The sequence below is a fragment of the Streptomyces abyssalis genome, assembly GCF_001751365.1.
Taxonomy (GTDB): domain Bacteria; phylum Actinomycetota; class Actinomycetes; order Streptomycetales; family Streptomycetaceae; genus Streptomyces; species Streptomyces abyssalis.
In genome coordinates this window covers 280952-304079 of record NZ_LJGT01000038.1, presented here as the reverse complement: position 1 = coordinate 304079, position 23128 = coordinate 280952, and the positions used below count along the sequence as shown (strand labels likewise).

The window sequence follows — 23128 nt, the reverse complement described above, 5'->3', positions numbered from 1 at the left end:
CGAAGCCAACGAGCTGTTCCGGAGGCCCTGTTGCTGAAGTCTTTTCGTGCTCGCCTGTGTGGAGCCCAACTCGGGTTCTCTTTGGAGCTGGAGACTTGGCAGTCCGGCATCGAGGTTGATGTCAGTGGGTTCTGCGATCGTGTGCGTCGTGGATGAAGTCGTGGAACGTGTCGATGCACAGGACCGTGTGCTGGGGCCAGTGAGTCGGAGAGACGCCGTCCGGGAGGGCTGGCTGCACCGGATTGCTGTGGTCGTTTGTCACGACCTGCAGGGTCGGATCCTCGTCCATCGGCGTGCTGAGCAGGTGCCCCGATTCCCGGGACATTACGAGGTCGGAGTGGGTGGAGCCCTGGTAGCCGGGGAGTCTTATGAGCAGGCAGCTATCCGTGAGCTGGAGGAGGAACTGGGGGTGTCGGCGGCAGTACGCTTTCGGTTCAAGTTCCTTAACCGAAGTGGGCTGAGCCCTCACTGGCTTGGGGTGTGCGATGCCGTCGTTCCGCGGGCTGTCATCCCGAACACAAATGAGGTGGCCTGGCATCGCTGGCTGAGTGAGTCCGACCTTCCGCGGATCCTTCAGGAATGGTCTTTCACTCCCGATAGTCCGGAGATTCTGGATCGGTATTTCGCCGGTCGTGCCGATGGGACGTCTGCGCAGTGACCGTGCTTTTGAGCTGGGTCAGAAGGCTTCTGCTTACCGATGAACAGGGCTTTCTGGTCGGACGAGGTTCCTGATCGGATGATCGCCGGGAGCGGTGCATGCCGGCAGGGCCTCTTGGTAGTTCGGGGGGTGCGATCCCGTCCGAGCGTCCCAGGAGGCACTGTTGCCGTCCCCCTTCGCGCTCACGTGCGTGGGGTCCCGCTCGCCGTCACAAGCCGCGCGAGGAGTATGAGCTTCTCCGCGCGCGAGTCGCGGAGAAGCTCGGTCAGCAGCAGACTCTGGGGCTGCCATCGTTAGTCGGCCTCAGTGGGTAAGTGGATGGTCACGGCGTCTCCGGGGCACGAGGCTGAGGGATGCCCCCATCGACGGTTGGTCGGTGGACCCGCCGCTGGGTGTCGTCACGCTTTGCGCGCAGGAACGTGAGGGTGAGGTCGATACCTTCGATCTCGCCGACCCAGCCTTCGGCCTCGGCCCGTGCGCGACGTTCCAGAAGATCGGCTTCCAACTCATTCAGCCGGGTGAGCATCTTGGGATTGACGTGCAGCATCGGGCAGCGGATGCAAGCGTGCTCGTGCTGGCAAGCGAGGACTGCGCCCCCACGGTGACGTGGCCGATCAGCACGGCGTCGGGATGGATGTAGGCGTCGGCGCTCACCCGCGGGCTGACCCCGTCGAACGCGTAGACCGGCATGGGCTGTTCACTCCCTCTCGGGTTCGATCCCGTGGTAGACGCGGACGGCGTTCTCCCCGAGGACCAGCGGCACCGTGTCGTCGGACAGCCCGAGCCCCGCGACCGCGCGGGCGTTGACCGCGGTGCCGGGCACCCCCGGCCAGTCCGTACCGAAGATCCACTTACGGGCGAGCCTGTTCAGGTCGTGCCGCGCGTAGTACGACGGCAGGCGCTTGGGCGGCAGTCCCGACAGCTCGATCCACACATTGGCGTGGGAGAGCGCGAGGAAGGCCGCGGCGTCGTACCACCATCCGCGGCCCCCGTGCGCGAGCACGACGGTGAGGTCCGGGAAGTGCCTGAGCACCGGGTAGAGCTGCGCCGGGTCGGCGAGTTCGTTCATCGACCCCGGGAACGACGACGTACCGCAGTGGGTCACGAGCGGGACGTTCCGCTCGACGAGCAGCGAGTAGGCAGGGAAGAGGGCCGGGTCGTCCAGGCGGAACCCGCCGTGCACGGGGTGCAGTTTGAGCGCCGCAGCTCCGAGGTCGAGCTGCCGGCGCAGCTCCCGGTCGACGGGGAAGTGCAGATGCGGATTGACGTTCGCCACCGGGCGGAAGCGCCGCGGATTGTGCCCGACCAGGGGCAGCAGATCGTCGAACTCCTGGTAGCCCGTTGCCTTCGGGCTGTATTCGCAGAACAGCAGCGCGGTGTCGACGCCCTCGGCGGCGAACAGCTCGTCCAGCTTGGCCGGGTCCGGGTTCCCGTCCGCGTCCCATGCGAGTCCGAGTACGTTGTCGGGCCCGAAGTCGCGTGCCCACTGCGACCACGCCGGAGCGATCGACGACAGCAGCGGCACGTGCACATGGGCGTCGACCAGGAGATGGCCGTCCAGCATCGTGAACTCCCTCCGGTTGCGGGCCGGTTGTCCTAGTTTCCCGAGTGCTTCGCGACGAGCGGTGTGTCCACGCCGATGTCGCCTGTCAGCCGCGAGCCGCCGGGAGTGCCGATCGGTTCGTCACGTCCGGGCAGCGTCTCGGTGAAGAAGGTCTTGTTGTCCTCGATGAACTCCTGCTGCTCCTCCGGGACCCGGCGGTCCTGGGATATGGCCTCCACCGGGCAGACGGGTTCGCAGGCGCCGCAGTCGATGCACTCCTTGCCGTTGATGTACAGCTTGCGCTCGCCGACATAGATGCAGTCGACGGGGCATTCCTCGACGCAGGACTGGTCGGTGATGTCGATGCAGTCCGACATGATCACGTAGGGCATGGTTCCTCCTCCTGCTCAGGCCGCTGCCACGGTCGCAGTTCGTGGGGGTGCCTCGTCGGTGCTGTGACCGGGGAACAGCGAAGCCCCGGGGTCGAGGTGCACCGCCGCGTTGTTGACCGCGGTGGCCACTTCGCCGAAGCCGACAGAGATCAGCCGGACCTTGCCCGGGTACTGAGAGATGTCGCCCGCCGCGTACACACCGGCCATGTCGGTGGCCATCCTCGAATCCACCACGAGATGCCGGTTGTCGTGCAGGTCGAAGCCCCACTCACGCATCGGTCCCAGGTCGGCCAGGAAGCCGAGCGCCGCCACGACGCGCTGGGCGGGCAGCACGACGCGATCCTGGTTCTTGCCGGTGACCTCGACCCTCTCGATCGTTCCGTTGCCCGCGATCCCGGTCACCTGCGCGTCGGTGAGCACCGTGGCGCCGCAGGCGCGGACCGCGTCGACCGTGGCCGCGTGGGCCCGGAAGGCCGTCCGCCGGTGTACGAGCGTCACCGACCTGGCCACCGGCTTCAGCGCGAGCACCCAGTCGCACGCGCTGTCGCCGCCGCCGACCACGACCACGTCGGAGCCGGTGAAGTCGGCGAGTGAGGGCACGAAGTACGACAGTCCGCGGCCGAGGAAGTCCTCGCCCGCCGGCAGCGGCCTGGGCGTGAAGGTCCCGATGCCGCCGGTGACCACCACCGCTCCGCAGTCGACCACCGTGCCGTCGGACGCCGTCAGCCGGAAGCGGTCCGGGCCGTCGCCGCCCGGGAGGCGTTCCAGCTTCGTCGCCTGCCGGCCGAGGAGGTACAACGGGCCGTACCTGTCGGCCTGTTCGACGAGGTTGTCGACGAGTTCCCGCCCCCTGACGCTCGGGAAGCCGGCGATGTCGTAGATGGGTTTCTCCGGATACATCGCCGTCACCTGGCCGCCCGGCTCGGGCAGCGAGTCCACCAGCGCGACGCGCAGCCCGCGCACGCCGGCGTAGTAGGCGCCGTAGAGGCCGACCGGTCCCGCGCCGACCAGTACGAGGTCGACCTCGTGGCGGCCGCCGGGCCCGGTCTGCTCTCCGTCGGTCATCTGCTCCTCCTGCTCGGTCCTCGCGCTTCTCGCGCTTCTCGCGCTCACGCGGTGCTCGCCGCGCCGGACTCCTCGGCGGCGAGCCGGCGGATCTTGAAGCGCTGCAGCTTGCCGGTCGCCGTACGGGGCAGCGCGTCCACGCACACCACACGCCGGGGCGCCTTGAAGTGGGCGAGGCCGTCCCGGCAGAAGCCGATCAGCTCCTCCGGCGTGGCGGTGGCGCCCTTCCCGAGCACCACGTAGGCCACCGGCTTGTCCAGGCCCTCACCGTCCGGAACGCCCACCACGGCGGCCTCCGAGACGTCCTCGTGCTCGGCCAGCCGGTCCTCGACCTCGGCCGGGGACACCCAGATCCCGCCCGCCTTGAGCATGTCGTTGGACCGCCCCAGGCATGTGTAGCGGCCCTCCTCGTCCTGTACGTAGGTGTCGCCGGTGGCCAGCCAGTCGCCCTGGAACACGTGCCGGCTCGTCTCGGTGCGGCACCAGTAGCCGGACGCGATCGACTCGCCCTTGACGTACAGCGAACCGGGCTCGCCGGGCGGCCGGACGGCGCCGTGCTCGTCCCGTATCTGCAACTCGTAGCCGGGCACCGGGAATCCGCTGGTTCCGGGGCCGACGTCACCGGGCCGGTTCGACAGGAAGATGTGCAGGGCCTCGGTCGAGCCCAGGCCGTCGATGATCTCGACGCCGAAGCGGTCCCGCCAGCGCCGCAGCAGCGGCGCGGGCAGAGCCTCACCGGCCGAGACGGCCAGCCGAACCGACGACATCAGCTCCTCGGGCAGGTCCGCGGCGAGCATCCCGGCGTAGAAGGTCGGTACGCCGAAGAAAAGGGTGGGCCGGTCGGCGCTCACCCGTTCGGCGATCACGTCCGGCGTGGGACGGCGGGGCTCCAGGATCGTGGTGGCGCCGGCCGAGAGGGGGAAGAACGCCGAGTTGCCGATCCCGTAGGCGAAGAAGAGCTTCGCGACGGACAGGCACCGGTCCTCGGCACGAATCCCCAGCACCTGCCGCCCGTACGTCTCGCACACGTGCCGGATGTTGGCGTGCCGGTGCATGGCCGCCTTGGGCATGCCGGTCGTACCGGAGGTGTAGAGCCACAGCGCGGGTGTGTCCTCGCCCGTGGCGGCGGCCGGGCCGCCGTCGTCCGGTGCGACGCCGTCCAGCGCCTCGTCCCAGGCCAGCCGCACAACCCGCGCCGGCACCTCGGGTCGGGCCCCGCCCACCACGACGAGGTGGCTCACGTCGGGCGAGGCCGAGAGCGCCTCCGCGCACGCGTCGGCGAACTCGGACGTGCACACCAGTACGCGGGCGCCGCAGTCGGCGAGAATCGAACCGAGTTCCCTGCCGGTCAGCATCGTGCTCACGGGTACGGCGACCAGCCCCGCGCGGAACGCGCCCAGGACGGTGGTCAGCAGCTCCGGGGTGTCGGACATGCAGCACATCACCCGCTCGTCGCGGTGCATGCCCAGGCGCAGCAGCGCACCGGCCACGCGGGCGACGTCGCCGGACAGCTGCCCGTAGCTGATGTCAGCTCCCGCGTGACGCACCGCGGGACGGTCACCCAGGCCGCTGCCGAGATGCCGGTCGACGAGGTAGGTGGCGGCGTTGAAGGACCGTGGGGACTGCGGCGGCCGGGACGGCGTGGACATGGGCTGTTCGCCTCCTTCTTCCTCGGCGGCGGCCGCCGGTCAGACCCGCTTGACGTCGAAGTCGGCGCGCTTTCCCGTGCCGTAGCGTCGCAGCGCGCCCTCGGTGCCGGACGCGTTGGGACGGTTGAAGATCCAGTTCTGCCAGGCGGTCAGCCGCCCGAAGATCTTGGTCTCCACCGTCTCGGGGCCCACGAAACGGTGGTTGGCCTCCATGCCGGTCAACGCGTCCGGGGAGAGGGACGCGCGCTCCTCCAGGACGATCCGCAGTTCGTCCTCGTAGTCGATGTCGTCCAGCGCCATGGTGACGAGGCCGAGCCCGTCGGCCTCGTCGGCCGTCAGCCGTTCGCCGGTGCGGTCGAGCACCGTCCGCAGTTCCCCGTCGGCCGCGTAGAAGCGCGACTGCAGCCGCGTCAGGCCGTTGCCCATCGGGTAGGCGCCGTCGTTGGCGGTGCCGACGACGAGGGACGCCGGGTCGGCGCCGGGGTCGACGTCCTCGAACACCCCCGCCAGCATGTACTGCCGGTCGCAGGCCAGGGCGAGCTCCAGCAGCGTCCCCGCGAAGCAGCTGCCCGGCTCGATCAGCGCGACGAGGCTGCGGCTGGTGACGTCCAGGCGCTTGAAGGTGCGCTTGAGGTAGTGCCGGATCTCGTTGACGAACCAGTCGCCGGCGAGCGTGTCGAGCTGTGCGTCGTACGCCAGCACGGCGTCGGCGTCGCCCTTGGCGCGGAACACCCAGGTGCCGAGCTCCAGTTCGTTGGTGCGCAGCCGCAGGATCAGGTCGTCGAGCTCGCGGGCGAGCGCGAGCGGCCAGTAGTCCGCGCCCTGTTCGCGCACGGCGTCGGCGTCGGCGGGCGGCGCCCCGGCGGGCGCCTCGACGGTGATCTCGACCCGCCGCTGGTCGCGCAGCAGCTCCGCCTCGACGTGCGGGTACGTGATCGAGTCGCCGCTCTCCGTCCGGTCCAGGGCCGGCAGTGCGACGCCCTTCCCGTCCGCCGGGCGGTGGGAGGTCCTGGCGGCCTCCTCGGCGCGGGAGCGCACCTCTTCGTCGAACCGGCCGCGCGGAACCGCGGCGTCGACCAGCCGCCACTCGACGGCGGTCCTGCCCTTGATGCCCTCGCTCTTGGTGGCGAAGACGTCGGCCCGGTCCTTGCGGACGTGCCGCTTGTCCACCACCCGCGTCAGTCCCCCGGTGCCGGGCAGCACGCCCAGCAGCGGCACCTCCGGGAGGGCGACCGCCGAGGAGCCGTCGTCGACGAGGACGATCTGGTCGCAGGCGAGGGCGAGTTCGTAGCCGCCGCCGGCGGAGGTGCCGTTGACCGCGGCGATGTAGGTCTGCCCGGAGTGCCGTGTCGCGTCCTCGAAGCCGTTGCGGGTCTCGTTGGTGAACTTGCAGAAGTTCACCTTCCAGGCGTGGCTGGACTGGGCGAGCATCTTGATGTTCGCTCCCGCGCAGAACATCCGCTCCAGCCCGCCGGTGAGCACCACGGACTTGACCCGGGGGTGCTCGAAGCGCAGCCGCTGGACGGCGTCGTAGAGCTCGATGTCGACGCCGAGGTCGTAGGAGTTGCTCTTCAGCTCGTAGCCCGGGACGATCCCGCCGTCCTGGTCGACCAGCAGCGTGAGCGTGGCGACCTCGCCGTCGACCTCGAGCTTCCAGTGCCGGTAGCGCTCGGGCGAGGTGTCGAAGGAGACCGTGGGCGCGCCCTCGGCGGCCGGTGCCGCCTCCGGGCTCCCGGCGCCGGGGCCGGTGCCCTTGCCGGTCGGCTGGGTGCTGCTTTCGACCGCGGCGGTCATCTCGCTCCTCCAAGCGATCGGTGCCGTCTTCAGTCCATGACTCTACATTGCCATGGTTGGTCGTCAACAGTACGTAGCATGTTTTTACGTGCGGACGTCTGCGGTGCCGCAGGTCCGGGCTAGAATTCCGGTGCCCCTGACCCTTCCGAAAGGACTCATGGCCGTGGCCCCTGCCGGTACGTCTGTAGACGGAGCGTCTGTGGACGGTAAGTCCGTGGACCGTAAGTCCGCGGAGAGTGCGCCGCGCCCCCGGCGTTCCGGGCCGGGCTCGACCAGCGCGCGCTCCCTGCTGCTGACCGTGCTCGGCGAGTTCGTCCTGCCGAGCCGGGAGCCGGTCTGGACGGGCGCCCTGCTCGGGGCGCTGGACTCCCTCGGCATCGAGGAGAAGGCGGCACGGCAGGCACTGGCACGCTCGTCCACCGAAGGCCTGCTCGTGGCCGACCGGGTCGGCCGCCGTACCCGCTGGAGCCTGACGCAGAGCGGCGAGCAGCTGCTGGAGGAGGGCACCGAGCGGATCTATTCGTTCATGCGGCACAGCCGCCGCTGGGACGGCCGCTGGCTCGTGCTCGCGGTCACGGTGCCCGAGAGCCGGCGACGGCTGCGGCACAAGCTGCGCACCAGGCTCACCTGGGCGGGCATGGGATCACCCGCGCCCGGCCTGTGGGTGGTGCCCGACGCGGGACGGGCCGACGAGGTCCGCGCCATCGTGCAGGAGCTCGGCATCGAGGCCAGCACCATGTCGTGGAGCGGTCCTTCGGCCGGCATCGGCGACCCGCAGGACGTCGTGGCCGCCGCGTGGCCGCTCGACAAGATCGAGGTGGCCTACGGCGACTTCGTCGGACGGTTCGGCGGCATGCAGGTGGGCGACCAGCGGGAGGCGTTCGTGGCACAGGTGAACCTGGTGCACGAGTGGCGGCGCTTTCCAGCTCTGGACCCGGCTCTCCCGGCTGAACTGCTCGACCACGACTGGCCGGGCCCGGACGCCGCCACCGTCTTCCACCGCTGCCACGAACGCTGGCACCGCAGGGCGCAGACGTACTGGCAGCGCCTGTGCACCGGCGCGGACGACCGGTCCTGAACGCGGAGGGCCGTTCCCAGCCGAGGGCGGCCGGTCCTGAACGTGGCGGCGTCCGGCCCTCCGACGAGGGCCGGGCGCCGCCACGTTCAGGCGCTGAACGGTGCCTGGTGCTGTGACCGGAAAGGCTCGCCGGCTCGCGACGCCGGCGCGACACCTCGGCCCCCGGACTGCGTCCGGGCGGGGTCGCCCGGCGAAGCCAGGGGGCGTGCCCCCGGTGTTGTCGGAGTCGCCCGAGTACTCCCTCCCCCTGGCTTCGCATGGGGGACCCGAGGGTTTCGCATGGGGGACCCCAGTCCTGTGGCATGGGGGCGCCGGTACGAGAACGGCCCTCCGCCTTGCGATGCGTCCCCAGGGCCTGCGGCCCGGGGAGACCTCATGCACGGGACGCCGCGGGCTTCCGCAAACCTTCCCGGCAACAGCACCAGTGGCCCTCCCGGCAGGCTTTGCCCGTCGCGCCGCCCCGCGCGCCCCTCAGCCTTCGGCCGGGGGCGCCCCCACTCCGTGGGTGAGGTCCTCCCGTGCAGCGAGGGGGCTGCCCTCAGCGTCACCACGGACCGGACGACGCTCCTGGGTCCCCGGGCCGTGAGGCCCAGGGGGAGGCGAACGTCGCCGGTCACGGCGCTAGTTGTCCTCCTGCCAGAAGCGCACGTAGTCGAACTCGACGCCCATCTTGTTGATGCCCTGCGCGGGCGGCGCGATCCAGCCGGCGAACCTGCCCGGCTCGTACTCGGGCTTCATCAGTGACCGCACGTCGGCCCGGTCCTGGTCCGACGGGAGCCACTCCTCGACCCTGTCGTCCCACTGCTCCCGCGTCAGCACTTCGCCCTCGGGGCTCACATGCGCGCCGGCGTACACGCCGACCTCGCGGTTGAAGCCCTCGTGCGGCAGCGTCAGCCGGTGCGGCAGCCCCGCGTCCTCGAGCGCCTGGTTCCAGCGGCGGATGCCGTTCTCGCAGTCGGCGACGTACTCGTCGCGCAGGTCGAGGTTCAGCGCATTCAGCAGCGGGACGGTCTCGGTGACCAGCCGGCCGTTCTCGGGCTTGGTCATCTCCCGCGTCTGGTCCTGCAGTTGGTGGTCGTCCTTGCGGCGCCGCTCCTGCCAGCGGCCCTTGAGGCCCGCGGTGTAATAGGCGGCCGCGTTGGAGGACAGCTCGGAACCGAACAGGTCCATGGAGACCGAGAACTGCTGGTTCAGGTACTTCTGAATCACCGTGAGCGGGATGCCGCCGTGCTGCACGATGTCGTCGGTGCCGTGCTCCTTCATCAGCTCGGCGGTCCGCTCGACCACACGCTGGATGCCGGTGGTGCCCACGAACATGTGGTGGGCCTCTTCCTTCAGCATGAACTCGCAGGTGCGCGCCAGCGGGTCGAAGCCGCTCTCCTTCAACGTGCCGAGCTGGTACTTGCCGTCGCGGTCGGTGAAGTAGGTGAACATGAAGAAGTTCAGCCAGTCGGTCGTGTCCTCGTTGAAGGCGCCGAGGATGCGCGGGTTGTCGTAGTCCCCGCTGTTGCGGCGGAGCAGCTCCTCCGCCTCCTCGCGCCCCTCACGTCCGAAGTAGGCCTGCAGCAGGTAGACCATCGCCCAGAGGTGACGGCCCTCCTCGACGTTGATCTGGAAGAGGTTCCGCATGTCGTAGAGGCTGGGCGCGGTCGCCCCGAGCTGGCGCTGCTGCTCCACGCTGGCGGGCTCGGTGTCGCCCTGTACGACGATGAGCCGCTGCAGCTCGGCGCGGTACTCGCCGGGGACCTCGGTCCACTGCTTCTCGCCCTTGTGCTGGCCGAAGCTGATCTCGCGGTCGGGGTCGGTCTCGGCGAGGAAGACGCCCCAGCGGTACTCCTCCATGGGCACGAAGTCGTAGACGGCCCATCCGTCGCGGTCGATGGCGACCGCCGTACGCAGATAGACATCCTTGGTCGGCACCTGGGGGCCGAGGCTCTTCCACCACTCGATGAACTTCGGCTGCCAGCGCTCCAGCGCCCGCTGGAGCTTGCGGTCCCCGGCCAGGTCGACGTTGTTGGGAATCCGCTCGGTGTAGTCGATCCTGCTCACCGGGCCGGTGGGCTCGGGTGCGGCTCCGAGGCGGCCGTCAGTGGTCGTCATCCGCTCTTGCCCTTCTCTCCGGGGTCAGCCGTCAGCCGTTGGTCCACGGCATCGGTGCACGACAAAGGTCCACTGGAAAGTCCACTGCAATAGTCCACGACGAGGCACCGTCACGTCAATGGAATGTAGCACGTCGGATCAGTGCACAGTCCCCGTCAGCGCATCGAGGACGCGCGGGGACGCCTGCACGGCCGTGCGCTGCAGATGGTGCGTCACCGCACGCAGGCCGCCTTCCTCCTCGCCGCCTCCCGCCCGGCCGGGCCCGCCGTGCACAAGCTGCGGCATCGGCGTCCCGTGGCCCGTGCTCTCCGCGGCGTCCTCCCGGTCGAGTACGAGAATCCGCCCGTGGTGGGCGGCCGCGCCGAGCACCACCTCGCGTACGGCGTCCTCGTCGCAGGAGACCACCGAGGCGACCAGTGAGCCCTCGCCGCGGGCGAGCAGCTCCACCGCGTGCGCGGGGTCGCGGTAACCGATGAGCGTGCTCACCGGGCCGAAGGCCTCGACGGCATGCGGCTCCGCGCGGTCCGGGTCGTCGCAGCGAAGCAGCGTGGGTGCCATGAACGCACCCGTCGCGGCGTCCGCCCCGGCCACTTCGGCGGGCGGCCCGCCGCCGGCGACCACCGTTGCGGCGTTCTTCAGCCGTTCCACGGCCGCGAGTACGTCCCGGCGCTGTGCCTGTCCGGCCAGGGCGCCCATGGTCACGCCCTCGGCGCCCGGCGCCCCGACGACGGTCTTCGCCAGCCGCCCGTCGACCGCGCCGGACACCTGGTCCAGCAGCGCTTCGGGCACCAGCGCGCGCCGGATCGCCGTGCACCTCTGGCCCGCCTTGCAGGTCATCTCGTGCACGAGGGCGTCGGTGAAGAGCTCGAACTCGGGGGTACCCGGCACCGCGTCCGGTCCCAGCACGGAGCCGTTGAGCGAGTCGGCCTCGGCGTTGAAACGCACCGAGCGTGCGGTCACCGCTTCGTGCCCGCGCAGCTTTGCGGCCGTCGCGGCCGAGCCGGTGAAGGAGACCAGGTCCTGGCCGCCGAGGTGGTCGAGCAGGTCGCCGAGCCCGCCGCACACGAGCTGCAGCGCCCCGTCGGGGAGCAGCCCCGACTCGTCGAGGACGCGCACGGCGTGCACGGTGACGTAGGCGGTCTGCGTGGCCGGCTTGACGATGCTGGGCACACCGGCGATCAGCGCGGGAGCCAGCTTCTCCAGCATGCCCCAGACGGGGAAGTTGAAGGCGTTGATCTCGACCGCCGCGCCACGTCGCGGCGAGAGAAGGTGACGGCCGGCGAACGTGCCGCCCTTGCCGAGCGGTTCGGCCTCGTCCTCGGCGAGCACGTTGCCGTCCGGCAGCCGCCCCGCGCCCTTGCTCGCGAAGACCAGAGCCGTGCCGATGCCTCCGTCGACGTCGACGGAGGCGTCCGCCGCGGTGGCGCCCGTACGCGCGGACAGCTCGACCAACTCGCCGCGCCTCTCCTTCAGTGCGAGCGCGAGCTGCTTGACGAGTGCGGCGCGTGCGGCGAATCCGCTCCGCCTCAGCTCCGGGCCTCCCACTTCCCGCGCGTACGCCACGGTCGCCGCGGTGTCGAGGCCGTCGCTGGAGACGCTGACCACCGGCTCGCCGGTGACGGCGTCGCTCACCTCGGTTCCGAGGCCGCCGCCGGCCCACCACTCGCCCCGGGTCCAGCTCTGCAGTGTCCGTGCCACGAACTGCTCCTTCGTCGGAATCGCGGGTGGCCGCGGGCGGCTCTCCGGCCACCTCGACCCCGAAACACGCTACATATTCATGACGCTTCGCGTAAACAACGTGGCATTAAGAGTGCGCGTGCGGCTGTCCGCGCGGCACGCCGCCCCCGGGTCGCCCCTGACGCCCCTTTCGCCGGGACCCCGCCCCCGCTGCGTGGTAAGGAGATTCCATGGCATTGACCCGTGAGGAACGTGCAGAGTTTCTGGCCGAGCCGCTGATCGCCGCGCTGTCGGTGGACGCGGGAGAGAAAGGGCGCGCGCCGCTCTCCGTACCGGTCTGGTACGAGTACGAGCCGGGCGGCGAATTCTGGATCCTGACCGGGCGGGATTCACGCAAGGACCAACTGATCGCCAAGGCGGGCCGGTTCACGCTGATGATGGACCGCCTCGAACCCACCATCCGGTACGTGTCCGTCGAAGGCCCCGTCACCGGGCGGGAGCCGGCGACCCGTGACCGCCTCCATGCGCTCGCGGCCCGGTACCTTCCCGCCGACAAGGTGGACGCGTACGTCGACTTCGCCTGGGACGACCACGGAGAGCAGGTCATCCTGCGGATGCGGCCCGAGCGCTGGCTCTCCTCGGACCTCGGGCGGATCTGAACGGCACGCACGCCCCGTCCGGCAACGGGCGGGGCGTGCTCATTCATTGCACTGGTCGGTCTGCCTGCCTGTTCTGCCCGCGGGTCAGTCGAGCTTCGTGACGGCCGTCTTCGTCGTCTGCTTGAACGCGTCGACGGGGGCGTGCCCGAGGTTGCCCATCTCGCCCCAGCGGACCACGGTCACGGTCCTGCCGTCGCGCCCGACGCCGAAGAGGTGGACGCCGGGCTCGGAGTCGGGGATGGAGGTGTGCACACCGTAGACGTGCGCGCCGTCGCCGGCCGCAAGCCCGCCGTAGTCCTCCCACGAGGCGGTGCCGCCCGGTGTCTCACGCAGCCAGTCGGCGGCGCACGCGGCGACCGCCTTCCTCAGCGAGGCCGCCAGCCTGCTCGCCGCGGTGTTGTTCTTCGCGGTGACGGCGACCTGGGTGGCGTTGGTGTCGAACTCGGTGTGGAACTCGCGGTGGTGGCTCCTGCCGGCGGGCAGCGCACCGTCGACGCAGAAGGCCTCCGGGTCCGGCAGCCCGGCCGTCACCTTGCCCGCCCACCAGGGGGAGGACGAGTGCGGCGGCAGATCCGCGGCTGCCAGGAATCCCGGCACCGGGGCCTTCTTCCCCGTGCCGGCGGCCGCGGCGCCCGGGCTGCTCGCGGCGAGCGTGAGCCCCAGCGCGGAGAGCGCCGCGAGTGCGCCGAGAGCCGCGGAACGGAATCGATGTACGCGCATTTCGGAACCTTTCCCCCGTATCGGTACTGACGTCATGACAGACCATCAAGCATCCCGAAGGGTTGTGCACCGTGCGGCCGCGGCCCCGTCCGGCGGGCGGCACCGTTCCGCGTGCACCGTCCCGCGCGGCACCGCCCGCTCAGCGGCCGCAGCCCCCGTCCCGCGAGGGACGGATGTGCGGCCGGACGACGTCGGCGTACCCCTTCCACGCGTACGGATCGGTTCCGGCGACCAGCGTCACGTCCCGGAAGTCCCACTTCGCGGTGTGCGTCCCTTCCGGCGGGCCCTGCCAGGGCAGCAGCGACTGCGCGCTCATGTAGTGGTTGACCAGCGCCCGGCGCAGCCCGTGCCGGCCGGTGTTGGGCAGCGAGCGGTGCAGCAGGTAGCCGTCGAAGAAGACCACCGAGCCGGCCTCCACCTCCAGCGGCACGGCGTCCTCGTCCCGGTAGGGGAAGTCGTACGCCTCGATGGCGCAGTCGAACCGCTCGTCGTCGTGCTCACGGTCGGGATAGATCACGCCGGGGCGGTGGGAGCCGGGCAGCGCCCACAGGGCTCCGTTCTCGACGGTGGCGTCGTCGAGGGCGATCCAGGCGGCCGTGAGCGAGCGGTCACGGGTGGGGATGAAGTACTCGTCCTGGTGCCAGGCCTGCCCGGGCTTGCCCTCCCCCTTGGTGAAGAGCATGGACTGCATGGACTTCACGTCCGGGCCGATGAGCCGTGTCAGCACACGGACCAGCTCCGGGTGGGAGAGCGCCTGCCGGAGCACGGGTGAGATCTTGTGCGGCTGGTGTATGCACGCATAGCGGCGGAGGACCTCGCCGTCGTCGTCCCCCTCGTGTGACGCGGCGAGGCCGGTGATGTCGCCCGCCTCGCCGCGGAAGATGCGCAGCGCCTCGTCGTTGAGTCCGTCGACCTCGTCCCGCGTGAGGCAGCCGACGACGACGTAGCCGTCCCGGTCGAAGCGTCCGGTCAGGTCGTCGGGGGTGCCGGTCCCGGTGGGGGCTGGGGTGCCGGCGAGGCCGTACCTCGCCTTCCTCGTCGCTGTGGTCATGGACATACCGTGACCCGCCCCGGCCCCCGTATCCATGGCCGGAGCGCGCCTTAACATGGCGATTCGTGACCTGTTCCGTGGCGAAGGATCCCGCGCTGGCCGACTATCCGCCGGGGGCGACCTTCGGCCCCCGCCGGACGGACGACTTCGAGTTCGTCTGGCTGCTCTCCGGCTCCGCGCGCTGGCTGGAGCCGGAAGCCGGCCGGGAGCGGCCGCTCACCCCGGGCGAGGTGCTGCTGATACCGCCGGGCACTTATGACGCGTTCCACTGGAGCCCGGACGGACCGACCCGGCACGGGTACGTGCACTTCACCGCCGACTCGCCGGTGCGCGAACCCGTGGTCCGCCCGCTGGCGCCGCCCGCACCCACCGCGGGGCTGCTCGAGTATCTGCTCTGGCTTGCCGAGGAGCCTTCGCCGGACTGGCGCAGGCGTACGGAGGAGGTGCTGGCCCTGCTGCTCGACCTGTGCACCGCGGGACCGCTGCCGGGACCCGCGCCGTCGCCCGAACCGCCCGCCGTCGCCGCCGCGCTGGCACACGTGCGGCAGGTGTGGAGTGGCCGGATGCGGGCGATCCCGCTGGGCGAACTGGCCAGGGCCGCCGCGGTGTCCGACGCCCACCTCGCACGGCAGTTCAGAGCGGCCTTCGGGCTGACCCCGGTGGCCGCTCTGGAGGCGGTACGCCTGGAGAGGGCGGGGCTGCTGCTCTCCCGGAGCAACCTGTCGGTGACGGAGGCCGGGCGGGAGTGCGGCTTCGCCGACCCCCTCCACTTCTCCCGGCGGTTCCGTGCCGCGTACGGCCGGTCACCCCGCTCGTACCGGTCCGCCTTCGCGCCGGGCGCGGGCCCGGCGGGATCACCAGCGCTGCGGCGGCTCTCCCACCGGCTGGGCCTGGCCGGCGGTGCCGCGCCCTGACCGGCCCCGGGCAGCCTGCGGTCACGCCGGCCGTCACGCAGTGCGCGAGGAGTACGGTCGGGAAGAGAGTCCTCGCAGGCCCGACCGCCGCCGTGGTGGAGGGGATCATGACGGTCGACACCGAGCGCCGCCGTCCGGTTGAGCGCTTCGAGTTCAGTACATCCGACCCGGCAGTCGCCGCGTCCGTGACCAAGGACGCGTATTGCGACTGCAGGCAGTGGGCTGCGCCGGCCGATGACTTCACTTTCCGCTTCTGCCGTACGAGTGCCGGGGGCGTGAGCCTGGACCACCTCGTGCATTCGAACGACACGATCGCCGACTGCGACGTCATCGACGGTCTGATGTTCGTCTTCCTCGCGGGGGGCAGTTTCTCCGTCACATCGGGTGACCAGGAGGCGACGCTCTCCGTCGGCGGCACCGCCCTCTACCCCCCGGGAGTCCCGATCCGGCTCAGCTGGAACCGCCTGCGGGCGGAGTTCCTCAGGGTGCCCGCCGACGCCGCGGAACGTGCGGCCGCCGACCACGGCGCGGGCGGCGGGGTGCGCTTCCTCGGCACGCTGCCGGTCTCCGCGCAGATGGACAGGTTCTGGCGCTCCACGGTCGGCTTCGTCAGCCACCAGCTGGAGATGCCCGACAGCCCGCTGTCCTCTCCGCTGGTCAGGGACGAGATGGTCAATCTCCTCGGCGCGGCGGCGGTGCGGACGTTCCCGAACACCACCATGACCGCCGACTACCGGCCCGGGCCCGGCCAGGCCTCACCGGCCGCCGTGCGCCGTGCGGCCGACTTCGTCGAAGCCCACGCCGACCGTCCCCTCACGACGGCCGACATCGCGGCCGCGGCTTCCACCTCGCCTTCGGCCCTGCAGGCGGCCTTCGAGCGGCAATACGGCACCACGCCGCTCGGCTATCTGCGCCGGGTGCGCCTGGAGCACGCGCACCGCGAACTCCAGGCCACCGACCCCACCGGCGGGGCGACGGTCGCCGGCATCGCCACCCGCTGGGGGTTCCCCGAAGCCGGTGCCTTCGCCGCCCACTACCACGATGTGTACGGACAGCAGCCCGGGCACACCCTGCGAACCTGATTCCTCGGTGCGAGAAGCCCATGGCCATCACGACCGCGGATACGAAACCCCCGAGCCACGCGTTGCGACGGGACGTGTTCGAGACCACTGACCTCGACGCGGGCCGGGACTTCATGAGCGCCGCCTACGGCTCCTCCCTGCGGATGAAGGGCACGGAGCACAACCAGCTCGTCCGGCACGCCCGTTACGACTTCGGCTCGTTCTGGGTGGACGACGTGACGCTCTCCATGGAGACCGGCTACGACGCCGATCCGCTGGAACGCCTCGCGGTCGTACAGCCGAGGGCGGGCTGGGTGGAGCACGGCTGGGAAGGCGGCAGCGAACGCATCCTGCCGGGGGACGTCGCCGTCATCGCCCCGCCGGACCGGCCGTTCACCGCGCAGGCGCACAACCTGCACTTCGGCTCTGTCGTGCTGGACCTGCCGCTCCTCGAGCGGGCCGCCGGCTTCGCGGGCGACGAGCCGGGTGCCTCCCTCCGCTTCACCGGGATGAGGCCCGCTTCCGACGACCTCGCCGCGCACTGGGGGGAGACCGTCGAGGATCTGCGGGGCGTCCTCTCCGAGGCCCCGGACGCGATGCGTGAACCGCTCGCGGTCGGCAACGTGGCCCGTACCCTCGCGGCGAGCGCGCTGGACACATTCCCCAACACCGGGGGTCCCGAGCCCACTTCGGCGGACGGCGGGGACGCCACGGCCGGCGCCGTGCGCAGGGCGGTCGCCTTCATCGAGCAGAACGCGCACATCGACATCGGTCTGACCGAGATCGCCGAGGCGGCGCGTGTGTCGCCCCGGGCGCTGCGTGCGGCCTTCGCCCGTCATCACGACACCGGCGTATTGGGCTGCCTGAGGCGCGTCCGTCTGGACCGTGCGCACTTCGACCTTCTCGACGCCGTCCCCGGCGCGGGTGCCGGCACGGATGCAGCCGCCGCTCTCGATGCGGATGCGACGGTGGCGGCGGTCGCGGCGCGTTGGGGATTCGTGAGGCCGTCGAACTTCGCCGCCCACTACCACGACACCTTCGGCGTCAGCCCCGACGACACACTCCTGAGGTGAGGCACGGCGAGCTGCCCGCACGTACGCCACGGCCCGCGGCCACCTCGCGCAGGGCCGTGCGGTGCCCGGCGTCCGATCAGTTCGCTCCGAAGCGGTGGAGGCGCATCACGAAGCCCGTCGGCGGAGCACAATTCGGCGGAGCACGATCAGGACGCGAGAACTCCGAGCGGGAACAGCCCGAGAGGACGGGAAGAGGCCATGGCGGACGAAGAGTGGACGTGCGGCAAAGGGCTGGCCGCCAGTGCCGAACTGCCCGCGAGAATGGGTGAGTTGACGGACCGGCTGGCGAACGTGCTGCAGAACCACATGGGAGCCCTGCCCGTCGCGGATCCGGACGGCAAGCAGGAGCACGACGCCTACGGGCGGCTGGTGCGCGAGTACCGGGCGATCGCCTCGCAACTGGCCGCGGCTGCCGAGGCGATGGAGTCGTACCGCGGTCTGCCTGCGTGCCCTCACGACGAGGCCGTGATGGCGGAGCCGGCGGCACAAGAGGTCTTCGAGGCCCTGGTGCGCGCGGAGGACGAGCTTCTCGCGCTCCTGAAGCAGCGCTCCGAGGAGAATCACGCGATGCTCGGCGAGTGGGGCAGCCAGGGCGACGCGCCGCCGGGCGACGCCCGGTGACCCGCGAAACGCGTGCGGGCCACCGGGCGTACGAGTGGCGGGGTCACCGGGTCACCGGGTAACCGGTCAGCGGGTCACCTTGCGTCACCCGGCCGTCGGTGACGGTGCCGTCCTGCTGATCAGTCCTGGAAGACCAGGGTCCGCTGCCGGTCCGCCGCGCCCGCCGCGCCTTCGGCGAAGTTCTCCTCGACCTCGGCCTTCTCCGCCGCGTCGGGGTTGGGGTTGGTGCAGGACGGCCCGGCGGTCGACCCGGACATCAGGCTGGAGCACGGACCCGGCTTGATGTCGGGCAGACCGAGGATGTGGCCCAGCTCGTGCGAGGCGATCCGGGTCGTGTCGTACCCCTGCTGCACCGCCTCGCGGCCCATGTAGACGGTGCCGTTGCCGAGGCTGGTGGTGACGGCGCGCGGCCAGCCGTCGTCGGCGACGATTCGTACGTTTGCCTCCTCACCGGCCGCGGCCGGTTCGAGACGTACGCCGGTGACGCTGTCGTTCCATACCTTCACACCGTTGTCGACGGCCTCGGCGAACTCGGCGGACTCGCCGGCGTCGTAGGTGAGGACCTTGGGCGCGGCCGCCTTCTGGGGCGCTTCCGCCGGGCTGGCCACTGCCTGGCCGCCGAACAGGGCGAGAGCGGCCAGCGCCCCGACGATCGCCGCCCGGGCGCCATTACGGATCAACACATCAGCCTCCTGGTGGGGGACAGAGCTCAGGTGTTGCGTATTGGCGTGTTCATGCCCTGAAATGAGCGGGGGACTCCTGCCGGACGCAACTCGGCAGGCGGATTCTCAGCCACGCCCTCGCCGGCCGGAAGGGCTATTCACACTTGCGTCACGGAAAGTTGAGATTCCGTGACTCCTCCGTTGGTTGGCGCACGGCAGCGTTCGCCGTATGTCTGCAAGGCGTCGTCGTACCGCGCTCCTGGCCACCGCCGTCCCACTCACCGCCTGCACCGCACTGCTGGCAGGCTGCGGTGCGGTCCCGTCCACCGGCGACGGCGACGACGACACGGTCACCGTGATGACATGGGCGCCGGAGGGCACCCAGGCGACGAACATGCCCGGCATGCCCGCGATGGCACAGGCGTACGCGCGCTGGGTCAACGCCGAAGGCGGCATCAACGGCCGCCGGCTGCGGGTGCTGACGTGCAACGACCACAACGACACCGTGCGAGCCGCTCGTTGCGGCGCACGCGCCAAGAAGGAAGGCGTCGTCGCGGTCGTCGGTTCGTACAGCCAGCACGGCCGCTCCTTCATGCCCGCCCTTGAGAGTGCCGGCATCCCGTACATCGGCGGATACGGCGTCGCGGACCAGGAGTTCAGCAGCCCGTTCTCCTACCCCGTCAACGGCGGACTGCCGGCGCTCGTCGCGGGGAACGGCCGCCAACTGGCCGCCGGGGACTGCTCGCACGTCTCTCTCGTACGGCCCGACACCACCGTCGGGGACCAGCTCCCCAGGCTCATCGACGCCGGCCTCGCGGAGGGCGGCGCCGGGCCGGTCACGGACGTACGGGCGCCGGAGGACGCCACCGCTTACGGACGTCACGCACGCAAGGCCCTTGCCGACGCGAACGCCTACGGCGGCGGGACGGTCGGCACGGCGGCCCAGGGCGCCGCGGCGAACGGGCCGTGTGTCACGGCCGTACTGGGCGGACGCACGAACATCTTCTTCGACTCGTTCAGGCACCTGCAGAAGGACAGCCCGCCCGTGCGGACGGCGTCCGTGCTCGGCAGCGTGCGGCAGTCCCTCGTCGACCAGACGGGCGGTGCGAAGAGCCCCCTGGAGGGCGCTTTCGCGACAGGCTGGTACCCCGCGGACGGCGACCCCCGCTGGAAACCGATGAAGCACGTCATCCAGGAGCACGCCTTCGGCGACAACCGGGTGGACAGCTCGGACCCCGGCGTACAGACGACGTGGATCGCCTACACGGTGCTGAAACAGGTGCTGGAGTCCATGGACGACGGTGAGGACGTCACCGCCAAGTCCGTGCGGGGCGCGCTGGACAGGGGCGGGCCGGTCGACACGGGCGGCCTGACGCCGAAGCTGAACTGGAACTACGACAACATGCTCGCCGCTCGTGACTTCCCGCGCATCGTGAACACGATGGTGACCTACCAGCGGGTGCGGAACGGCCGCCTGACGAAGGTGCACGACGGCTTCGTGGACGTCCAGAAGACGCTGGAGCGAGGGTCTCCCGCATCCTGACGGCCCAGGTGTCCTCGGCGGAAACGCCGAGTCCGTACAACCATGGACGAACCTCGGATGTCTCTTGGATGACAGCAATACGGGCATCGGGTGCATTCGCGGCCACGGCATTCCACTCGCCGCGCCACCCGAGGGGCGTCGGCCGGTCCGCCGGTGGCTGAAGCAGGACGCGAACACGCGGCCCACGACACGTGACACGCGGCCTGGGAGACCAAGGAGGTTCTCCTGTGCGTTACCTGAGAAGCGTGGCCCTGACGGCCACGGCACTCCTCACCGTCGGCGGCGCCGTGATCGCGGCGCCCGCCGCACGGGCCGCCGTGCCCTTCCCGTCCATCGGCTGGCAGCAGCGCAACTGCGACTACGACGGGAACGGCTTCGACGACGTGCTGACCGGCGCCCCGGGCGCCACCGTGAGCGGCGCACGGGGCGCCGGATACGTCACCGTGCAGTACAGCTCGTCGAGCGGTCTCAGCACCACCGGCAAGCGCGTCCTCAACCAGAACACCGCGGGCGTCCCGGGCGGTTCCGAGGCCGGGGACGGCTTCGGGCGTGCGGTGGCCTCCGGCGACCTGGACAACGACGGTTACGACGACGCGATCGTCGGCATCCCCGGCGAGGACCTGGCGGGGTTGTCGGACGCGGGCGGCGCCACCGTCTTCTGGGGGTCGCCGAGCGGGTTGCGGGGGACCGACAGCACCTGGCTGGAGAACCCCGGACAGCCGCGGGCCGGCGCCGGCTTCGGGCGGGCGATCGAGGCGGCCCGGTACTTCTCCCCGGACCCGGCGGATCCGGACGCGGGCCTGCGCGACAGCATCGCCGTCCTGGAGAACGACACGCTGCTGTTCTTCACCTCACCGCCGGGAGCGGCGGCCGGGCAGCTGAAGCCGGCGGGCGACGGACGGACTCTGGAGGTCTCCCCGGGGGCCGGCCTCGCCCTCCGGAGCCTGACCCACGGCAACTACAACGAGGACCCGTGGGCGGACCTGGCCGTCTCCGGGGTGACCACCGGCGACCAGCCGGGCGCCGGCGCCACGCAGGTGCTCCACGGAGCCCCCGACATCGAGGAGATGGGTGACGGCGGCACCTTCGAGGGCGGTCCCGCGGCGGTCAGCAGCGACTTCAACCACGACGGCCAGGACGACCTGGCCATCGGCGACACGGGCGCCGGTTCGGCCCTCGGCGGATCCGTCTCCGTCCACCTGGGCCAGGGCGACCTGTCCGGACTCGGCCCGGACCCGGCGCAGACGTGGACGCAGGACTCCCCGGGCGTCCCCGGTAAGGCCGAGGCAGGCGACCTGTGGGGAGCCGAGATGTCCTCCGGCGACACCGACGGCGACGGACGCCCCGACCTCGCCGTCGGCGCTCCCGGGGAGGACATCGGCTCCGTCTCCGACGCGGGTGCGGTGTGGGCGCTGCGCGGCGCACCGGGCGGGCTCACGGCCACCGGAGCACGCAGCTTCGACCAGAACCACGGCAGCATCCCCGGCGTGGCGGAGGCCTCGGACCGCTGGGGCGGCCAGGTACGGCTGGTCGACGCCAACAAGGACGGCCTCTTCGGCCTGCTGGCGGCGGCACCGGGCGAGAACACCGACGACGGTTTCATATGGGTCCTCCCCGCGACGACGTCGGGGCTCGCCGCGAACGGCACGTGGACGTACGACGGCGCCCGCCTCGGCGCACCGGCCGCCGGCGCGCTGTTCGGCGCGGCGATCGACGAATAGCGGGCGGGTGTCGGGCGGGACGAAGAGCGGACGGGCGGCGTACGTCTCGCGAGCCCGGGTCCGTGATCGCCGGGATCACGGCCCCGGGGCGGGGGATCAGCGAACGCCGGGAGTGGTACCGGCCTCGCGCCAGGGCGCGAGGTCGAGCCCGGGATATCGCAGCGCCGTCCCGGCCAGTGTCTCCGCCGTCCAGTACGGATGCCCCGGCGGCGGGAAACCGAATGCCCCCAGCTGGCGCGGAGTGGCCCGCTCGACGAACCTGGACCAGTCCTCCTGTACGGCGGAATAGGCCCAGCCCCGTCGCTGGCCCCAATCGACGCCGGAGGAACGGAAGTTCAGGTGCATCGTGTACCGCGCGCCGCGCGGCGCGGCCATGGCCGTGGCCCGGTGGACGGTTCCGATCTCGAAGGCGACGACGGTCCCCGCCGGGCCCGACGCGGACACCTCCGCTCCGTACAGGTGCGGCCCTGCCTCGGAGCAGCCGCCGCTGCCGTCGGGGGAGCGGCTGCCGCTTTCGCGGCCGGGCCGCGGATAGCGGTCGGGCAGGGCGGGAAGGCCGGCTGTGTGCTTCCGGGAGACGAGGTGCGCCGGGCCGCACTCCTCGGGCACGTCCGCCAGGTACACGAACATCTCCAGCTGGCGGAAGCGCGGTTCGGTGCTGGGGACCACGAGGCTGTGTCCGAGGTAGTCGCGGTGCAGATCCTGCTCGTAGTCACTGGCGCCGGTGTACTTGGCCCAGGCCTCCGCTCCGTAGATCCGGCAGCCGTCGTCCTCCAGCAGCGTCCCGGCGAGCGCCAGGATGCGGTGGTGTACGGCGAGCAGGCTGATCTCCGTGCTCGCGAACGGGAAGTAGTCGATACCGGCGAACTGGTCGCCGATGAAGCGTTCGCGCCGCGGGTCGGTCGCGTCGTGGAAGCCGTCGGGTGACGGGAAGAGCAAGCCCAGTTCGTCCGTTGCCGGCTTCAGCTCCCCGGCCGGGATGAAGGCCGGCAGGATCACGAAGCCGTCCTCGGCCCACGCCTGTGCGGCTCCGCTGAGTTCCATCAGGCCAGGGTGATCACGGCAGGAGGCGCGGGCAACCGGTTTTCCCGGGGGTGCGCCGGAGCTGAAGCGGCGCCCGGGCGGCGGCCGTTGGGCGTGCGGGCGG

21 protein-coding genes are annotated in these 23128 nt (G+C 71.1%); 10 read left to right on the top strand and 11 right to left on the bottom strand.

Annotated elements, in window-relative coordinates:
* The first annotated feature begins 118 nt into the window (after positions 1 to 118).
* A complete protein-coding gene (locus AN215_RS28480) occupies positions 119 to 658 on the top strand; it encodes an NUDIX domain-containing protein (protein WP_079122823.1) in 540 nt (179 codons plus the stop codon).
* 376 nt (positions 659 to 1034) lie between these two features.
* Entirely contained in the window at positions 1035 to 1298 is a 264-nt protein-coding gene (locus AN215_RS29765; protein WP_070013177.1) for a hypothetical protein, read from the top strand.
* Between the two features lie 57 nt (positions 1299 to 1355).
* On the opposite strand, the gene AN215_RS08590 is transcribed toward AN215_RS29765, so the two are convergent.
* From AN215_RS08590 to boxC, 5 genes are read right to left on the bottom strand one after another with little or no spacing between them, the layout of a single operon-like run.
* On the bottom strand, positions 1356 to 2222 hold the full coding sequence (locus AN215_RS08590; protein ID WP_070013178.1) for an amidohydrolase family protein: 867 nt from the start codon (positions 2220 to 2222) through the stop codon (positions 1356 to 1358).
* 32 nt (positions 2223 to 2254) lie between these two features.
* A complete protein-coding gene (gene fdxA / locus AN215_RS08585; RefSeq protein ID WP_070013179.1) occupies positions 2255 to 2593 on the bottom strand; it encodes a ferredoxin in 339 nt (112 codons plus the stop codon).
* Between the two features lie 15 nt (positions 2594 to 2608).
* Positions 2609 to 3658 carry an NAD(P)/FAD-dependent oxidoreductase gene (locus tag AN215_RS08580; RefSeq protein WP_070013180.1) on the bottom strand — a complete coding sequence of 350 codons (1050 nt, stop codon included), beginning with the start codon at positions 3656 to 3658 and terminating at the stop codon, positions 2609 to 2611.
* Positions 3659 to 3702: 44 nt separating this feature from the next.
* The gene (locus AN215_RS08575) at positions 3703 to 5307 is read right to left on the bottom strand and encodes a benzoate-CoA ligase family protein (RefSeq protein ID WP_070013181.1); all 1605 of its coding nucleotides are present in this window, start codon (positions 5305 to 5307) and stop codon (positions 3703 to 3705) included.
* A 39-nt stretch (positions 5308 to 5346) separates the two neighbouring features.
* Positions 5347 to 7101 (bottom strand): 2,3-epoxybenzoyl-CoA dihydrolase, encoded by a 1755-nt coding sequence (boxC, locus tag AN215_RS08570; protein ID WP_070013182.1) that lies wholly within the window; start codon positions 7099 to 7101, stop codon positions 5347 to 5349.
* A gap of 214 nt (positions 7102 to 7315) precedes the next feature.
* Between boxC and AN215_RS08565 the strand changes: the two genes are divergently transcribed.
* A complete protein-coding gene (locus AN215_RS08565) occupies positions 7316 to 8179 on the top strand; it encodes a PaaX family transcriptional regulator (protein ID WP_070013893.1) in 864 nt (287 codons plus the stop codon).
* A gap of 621 nt (positions 8180 to 8800) precedes the next feature.
* On the opposite strand, the gene boxB is transcribed toward AN215_RS08565, so the two are convergent.
* Positions 8801 to 10279, bottom strand: a complete 1479-nt coding sequence (gene boxB / locus AN215_RS08560) for a benzoyl-CoA 2,3-epoxidase subunit BoxB (protein WP_070013183.1) — start codon at positions 10277 to 10279, stop codon at positions 8801 to 8803.
* Between the two features lie 138 nt (positions 10280 to 10417).
* On the bottom strand, positions 10418 to 11977 hold the full coding sequence (gene paaZ, locus AN215_RS08555; protein ID WP_070013184.1) for a phenylacetic acid degradation bifunctional protein PaaZ: 1560 nt from the start codon (positions 11975 to 11977) through the stop codon (positions 10418 to 10420).
* A gap of 209 nt (positions 11978 to 12186) precedes the next feature.
* On the opposite strand from paaZ, the gene AN215_RS08550 reads away from it, so the two are divergent.
* A complete protein-coding gene (locus AN215_RS08550; RefSeq protein ID WP_070013185.1) occupies positions 12187 to 12615 on the top strand; it encodes a pyridoxamine 5'-phosphate oxidase family protein in 429 nt (142 codons plus the stop codon).
* A gap of 84 nt (positions 12616 to 12699) precedes the next feature.
* Here AN215_RS08550 and AN215_RS29095 read toward each other — a convergent pair whose 3' ends face one another.
* Positions 12700 to 13335, bottom strand: coding sequence for a hypothetical protein (locus AN215_RS29095; RefSeq protein ID WP_070013186.1), 636 nt, complete (start codon positions 13333 to 13335; stop codon positions 12700 to 12702).
* 139 nt (positions 13336 to 13474) lie between these two features.
* Positions 13475 to 14386: a phytanoyl-CoA dioxygenase family protein gene (locus AN215_RS08540; RefSeq protein WP_079122988.1), complete on the bottom strand. Its 912-nt coding sequence runs from the start codon at positions 14384 to 14386 to the stop codon at positions 13475 to 13477.
* A gap of 65 nt (positions 14387 to 14451) precedes the next feature.
* On the opposite strand from AN215_RS08540, the gene AN215_RS08535 reads away from it, so the two are divergent.
* The 4 genes from AN215_RS08535 to AN215_RS08520 all read left to right on the top strand — a co-directional run bounded on the left by AN215_RS08535 (position 14452) and on the right by AN215_RS08520 (position 18055).
* Positions 14452 to 15300 carry a helix-turn-helix transcriptional regulator gene (locus tag AN215_RS08535; RefSeq protein WP_139140701.1) on the top strand — a complete coding sequence of 283 codons (849 nt, stop codon included), beginning with the start codon at positions 14452 to 14454 and terminating at the stop codon, positions 15298 to 15300.
* 107 nt (positions 15301 to 15407) lie between these two features.
* Complete coding sequence (locus tag AN215_RS08530) at positions 15408 to 16382, top strand: AraC family transcriptional regulator (protein ID WP_245694344.1); 975 nt, start codon at positions 15408 to 15410, stop codon at positions 16380 to 16382.
* 74 nt (positions 16383 to 16456) lie between these two features.
* A complete protein-coding gene (locus AN215_RS08525; RefSeq protein ID WP_070013189.1) occupies positions 16457 to 17434 on the top strand; it encodes a helix-turn-helix transcriptional regulator in 978 nt (325 codons plus the stop codon).
* 198 nt (positions 17435 to 17632) lie between these two features.
* Entirely contained in the window at positions 17633 to 18055 is a 423-nt protein-coding gene (locus AN215_RS08520) for a hypothetical protein (protein WP_070013190.1), read from the top strand.
* Positions 18056 to 18174: 119 nt separating this feature from the next.
* Here the strand turns inward: AN215_RS08520 and AN215_RS08515 are convergent, their stop codons facing one another.
* Positions 18175 to 18738 (bottom strand): snapalysin family zinc-dependent metalloprotease, encoded by a 564-nt coding sequence (locus AN215_RS08515; protein ID WP_070013191.1) that lies wholly within the window; start codon positions 18736 to 18738, stop codon positions 18175 to 18177.
* 208 nt (positions 18739 to 18946) lie between these two features.
* Between AN215_RS08515 and AN215_RS08510 the strand changes: the two genes are divergently transcribed.
* Both AN215_RS08510 and AN215_RS08505 read left to right on the top strand, forming a co-directional pair.
* A complete protein-coding gene (locus tag AN215_RS08510; protein WP_070013192.1) occupies positions 18947 to 20260 on the top strand; it encodes an ABC transporter substrate-binding protein in 1314 nt (437 codons plus the stop codon).
* 227 nt (positions 20261 to 20487) lie between these two features.
* Complete coding sequence (locus AN215_RS08505) at positions 20488 to 21981, top strand: FG-GAP repeat protein (protein WP_070013193.1); 1494 nt, start codon at positions 20488 to 20490, stop codon at positions 21979 to 21981.
* Positions 21982 to 22077: 96 nt separating this feature from the next.
* On the opposite strand, the gene AN215_RS08500 is transcribed toward AN215_RS08505, so the two are convergent.
* Positions 22078 to 23025 carry a phytanoyl-CoA dioxygenase family protein gene (locus AN215_RS08500; RefSeq protein ID WP_070013194.1) on the bottom strand — a complete coding sequence of 316 codons (948 nt, stop codon included), beginning with the start codon at positions 23023 to 23025 and terminating at the stop codon, positions 22078 to 22080.
* Positions 23026 to 23128 lie beyond the last annotated feature (103 nt).

Bases quoted from the DNA above. Each gene is read 5' to 3' on its own strand.
- AN215_RS28480 (WP_079122823.1), top strand. From the start codon at position 119: ATGTCAGTGGGTTCTGCGATCGTGTGCGTCGTGGATGAAGTCGTGGAA.
- AN215_RS08590 (WP_070013178.1), bottom strand. From the start codon at position 2,222: ATGCTGGACGGCCATCTCCTGGTCGACGCCCATGTGCACGTGCCGCTG.
- fdxA (WP_070013179.1), bottom strand. From the start codon at position 2,593: ATGCCCTACGTGATCATGTCGGACTGCATCGACATCACCGACCAGTCC.
- AN215_RS08580 (WP_070013180.1), bottom strand. From the start codon at position 3,658: ATGACCGACGGAGAGCAGACCGGGCCCGGCGGCCGCCACGAGGTCGAC.
- AN215_RS08575 (WP_070013181.1), bottom strand. From the start codon at position 5,307: ATGTCCACGCCGTCCCGGCCGCCGCAGTCCCCACGGTCCTTCAACGCC.
- boxC (WP_070013182.1), bottom strand. From the start codon at position 7,101: ATGACCGCCGCGGTCGAAAGCAGCACCCAGCCGACCGGCAAGGGCACC.
- boxB (WP_070013183.1), bottom strand. From the start codon at position 10,279: ATGACGACCACTGACGGCCGCCTCGGAGCCGCACCCGAGCCCACCGGC.
- AN215_RS08550 (WP_070013185.1), top strand. From the start codon at position 12,187: ATGGCATTGACCCGTGAGGAACGTGCAGAGTTTCTGGCCGAGCCGCTG.
- AN215_RS29095 (WP_070013186.1), bottom strand. From the start codon at position 13,335: ATGCGCGTACATCGATTCCGTTCCGCGGCTCTCGGCGCACTCGCGGCG.
- AN215_RS08540 (WP_079122988.1), bottom strand. From the start codon at position 14,386: ATGACCACAGCGACGAGGAAGGCGAGGTACGGCCTCGCCGGCACCCCA.
- AN215_RS08530 (WP_245694344.1), top strand. From the start codon at position 15,408: ATGACGGTCGACACCGAGCGCCGCCGTCCGGTTGAGCGCTTCGAGTTC.
- AN215_RS08520 (WP_070013190.1), top strand. From the start codon at position 17,633: ATGGCGGACGAAGAGTGGACGTGCGGCAAAGGGCTGGCCGCCAGTGCC.
- AN215_RS08510 (WP_070013192.1), top strand. From the start codon at position 18,947: ATGTCTGCAAGGCGTCGTCGTACCGCGCTCCTGGCCACCGCCGTCCCA.
- AN215_RS08500 (WP_070013194.1), bottom strand. From the start codon at position 23,025: ATGGAACTCAGCGGAGCCGCACAGGCGTGGGCCGAGGACGGCTTCGTG.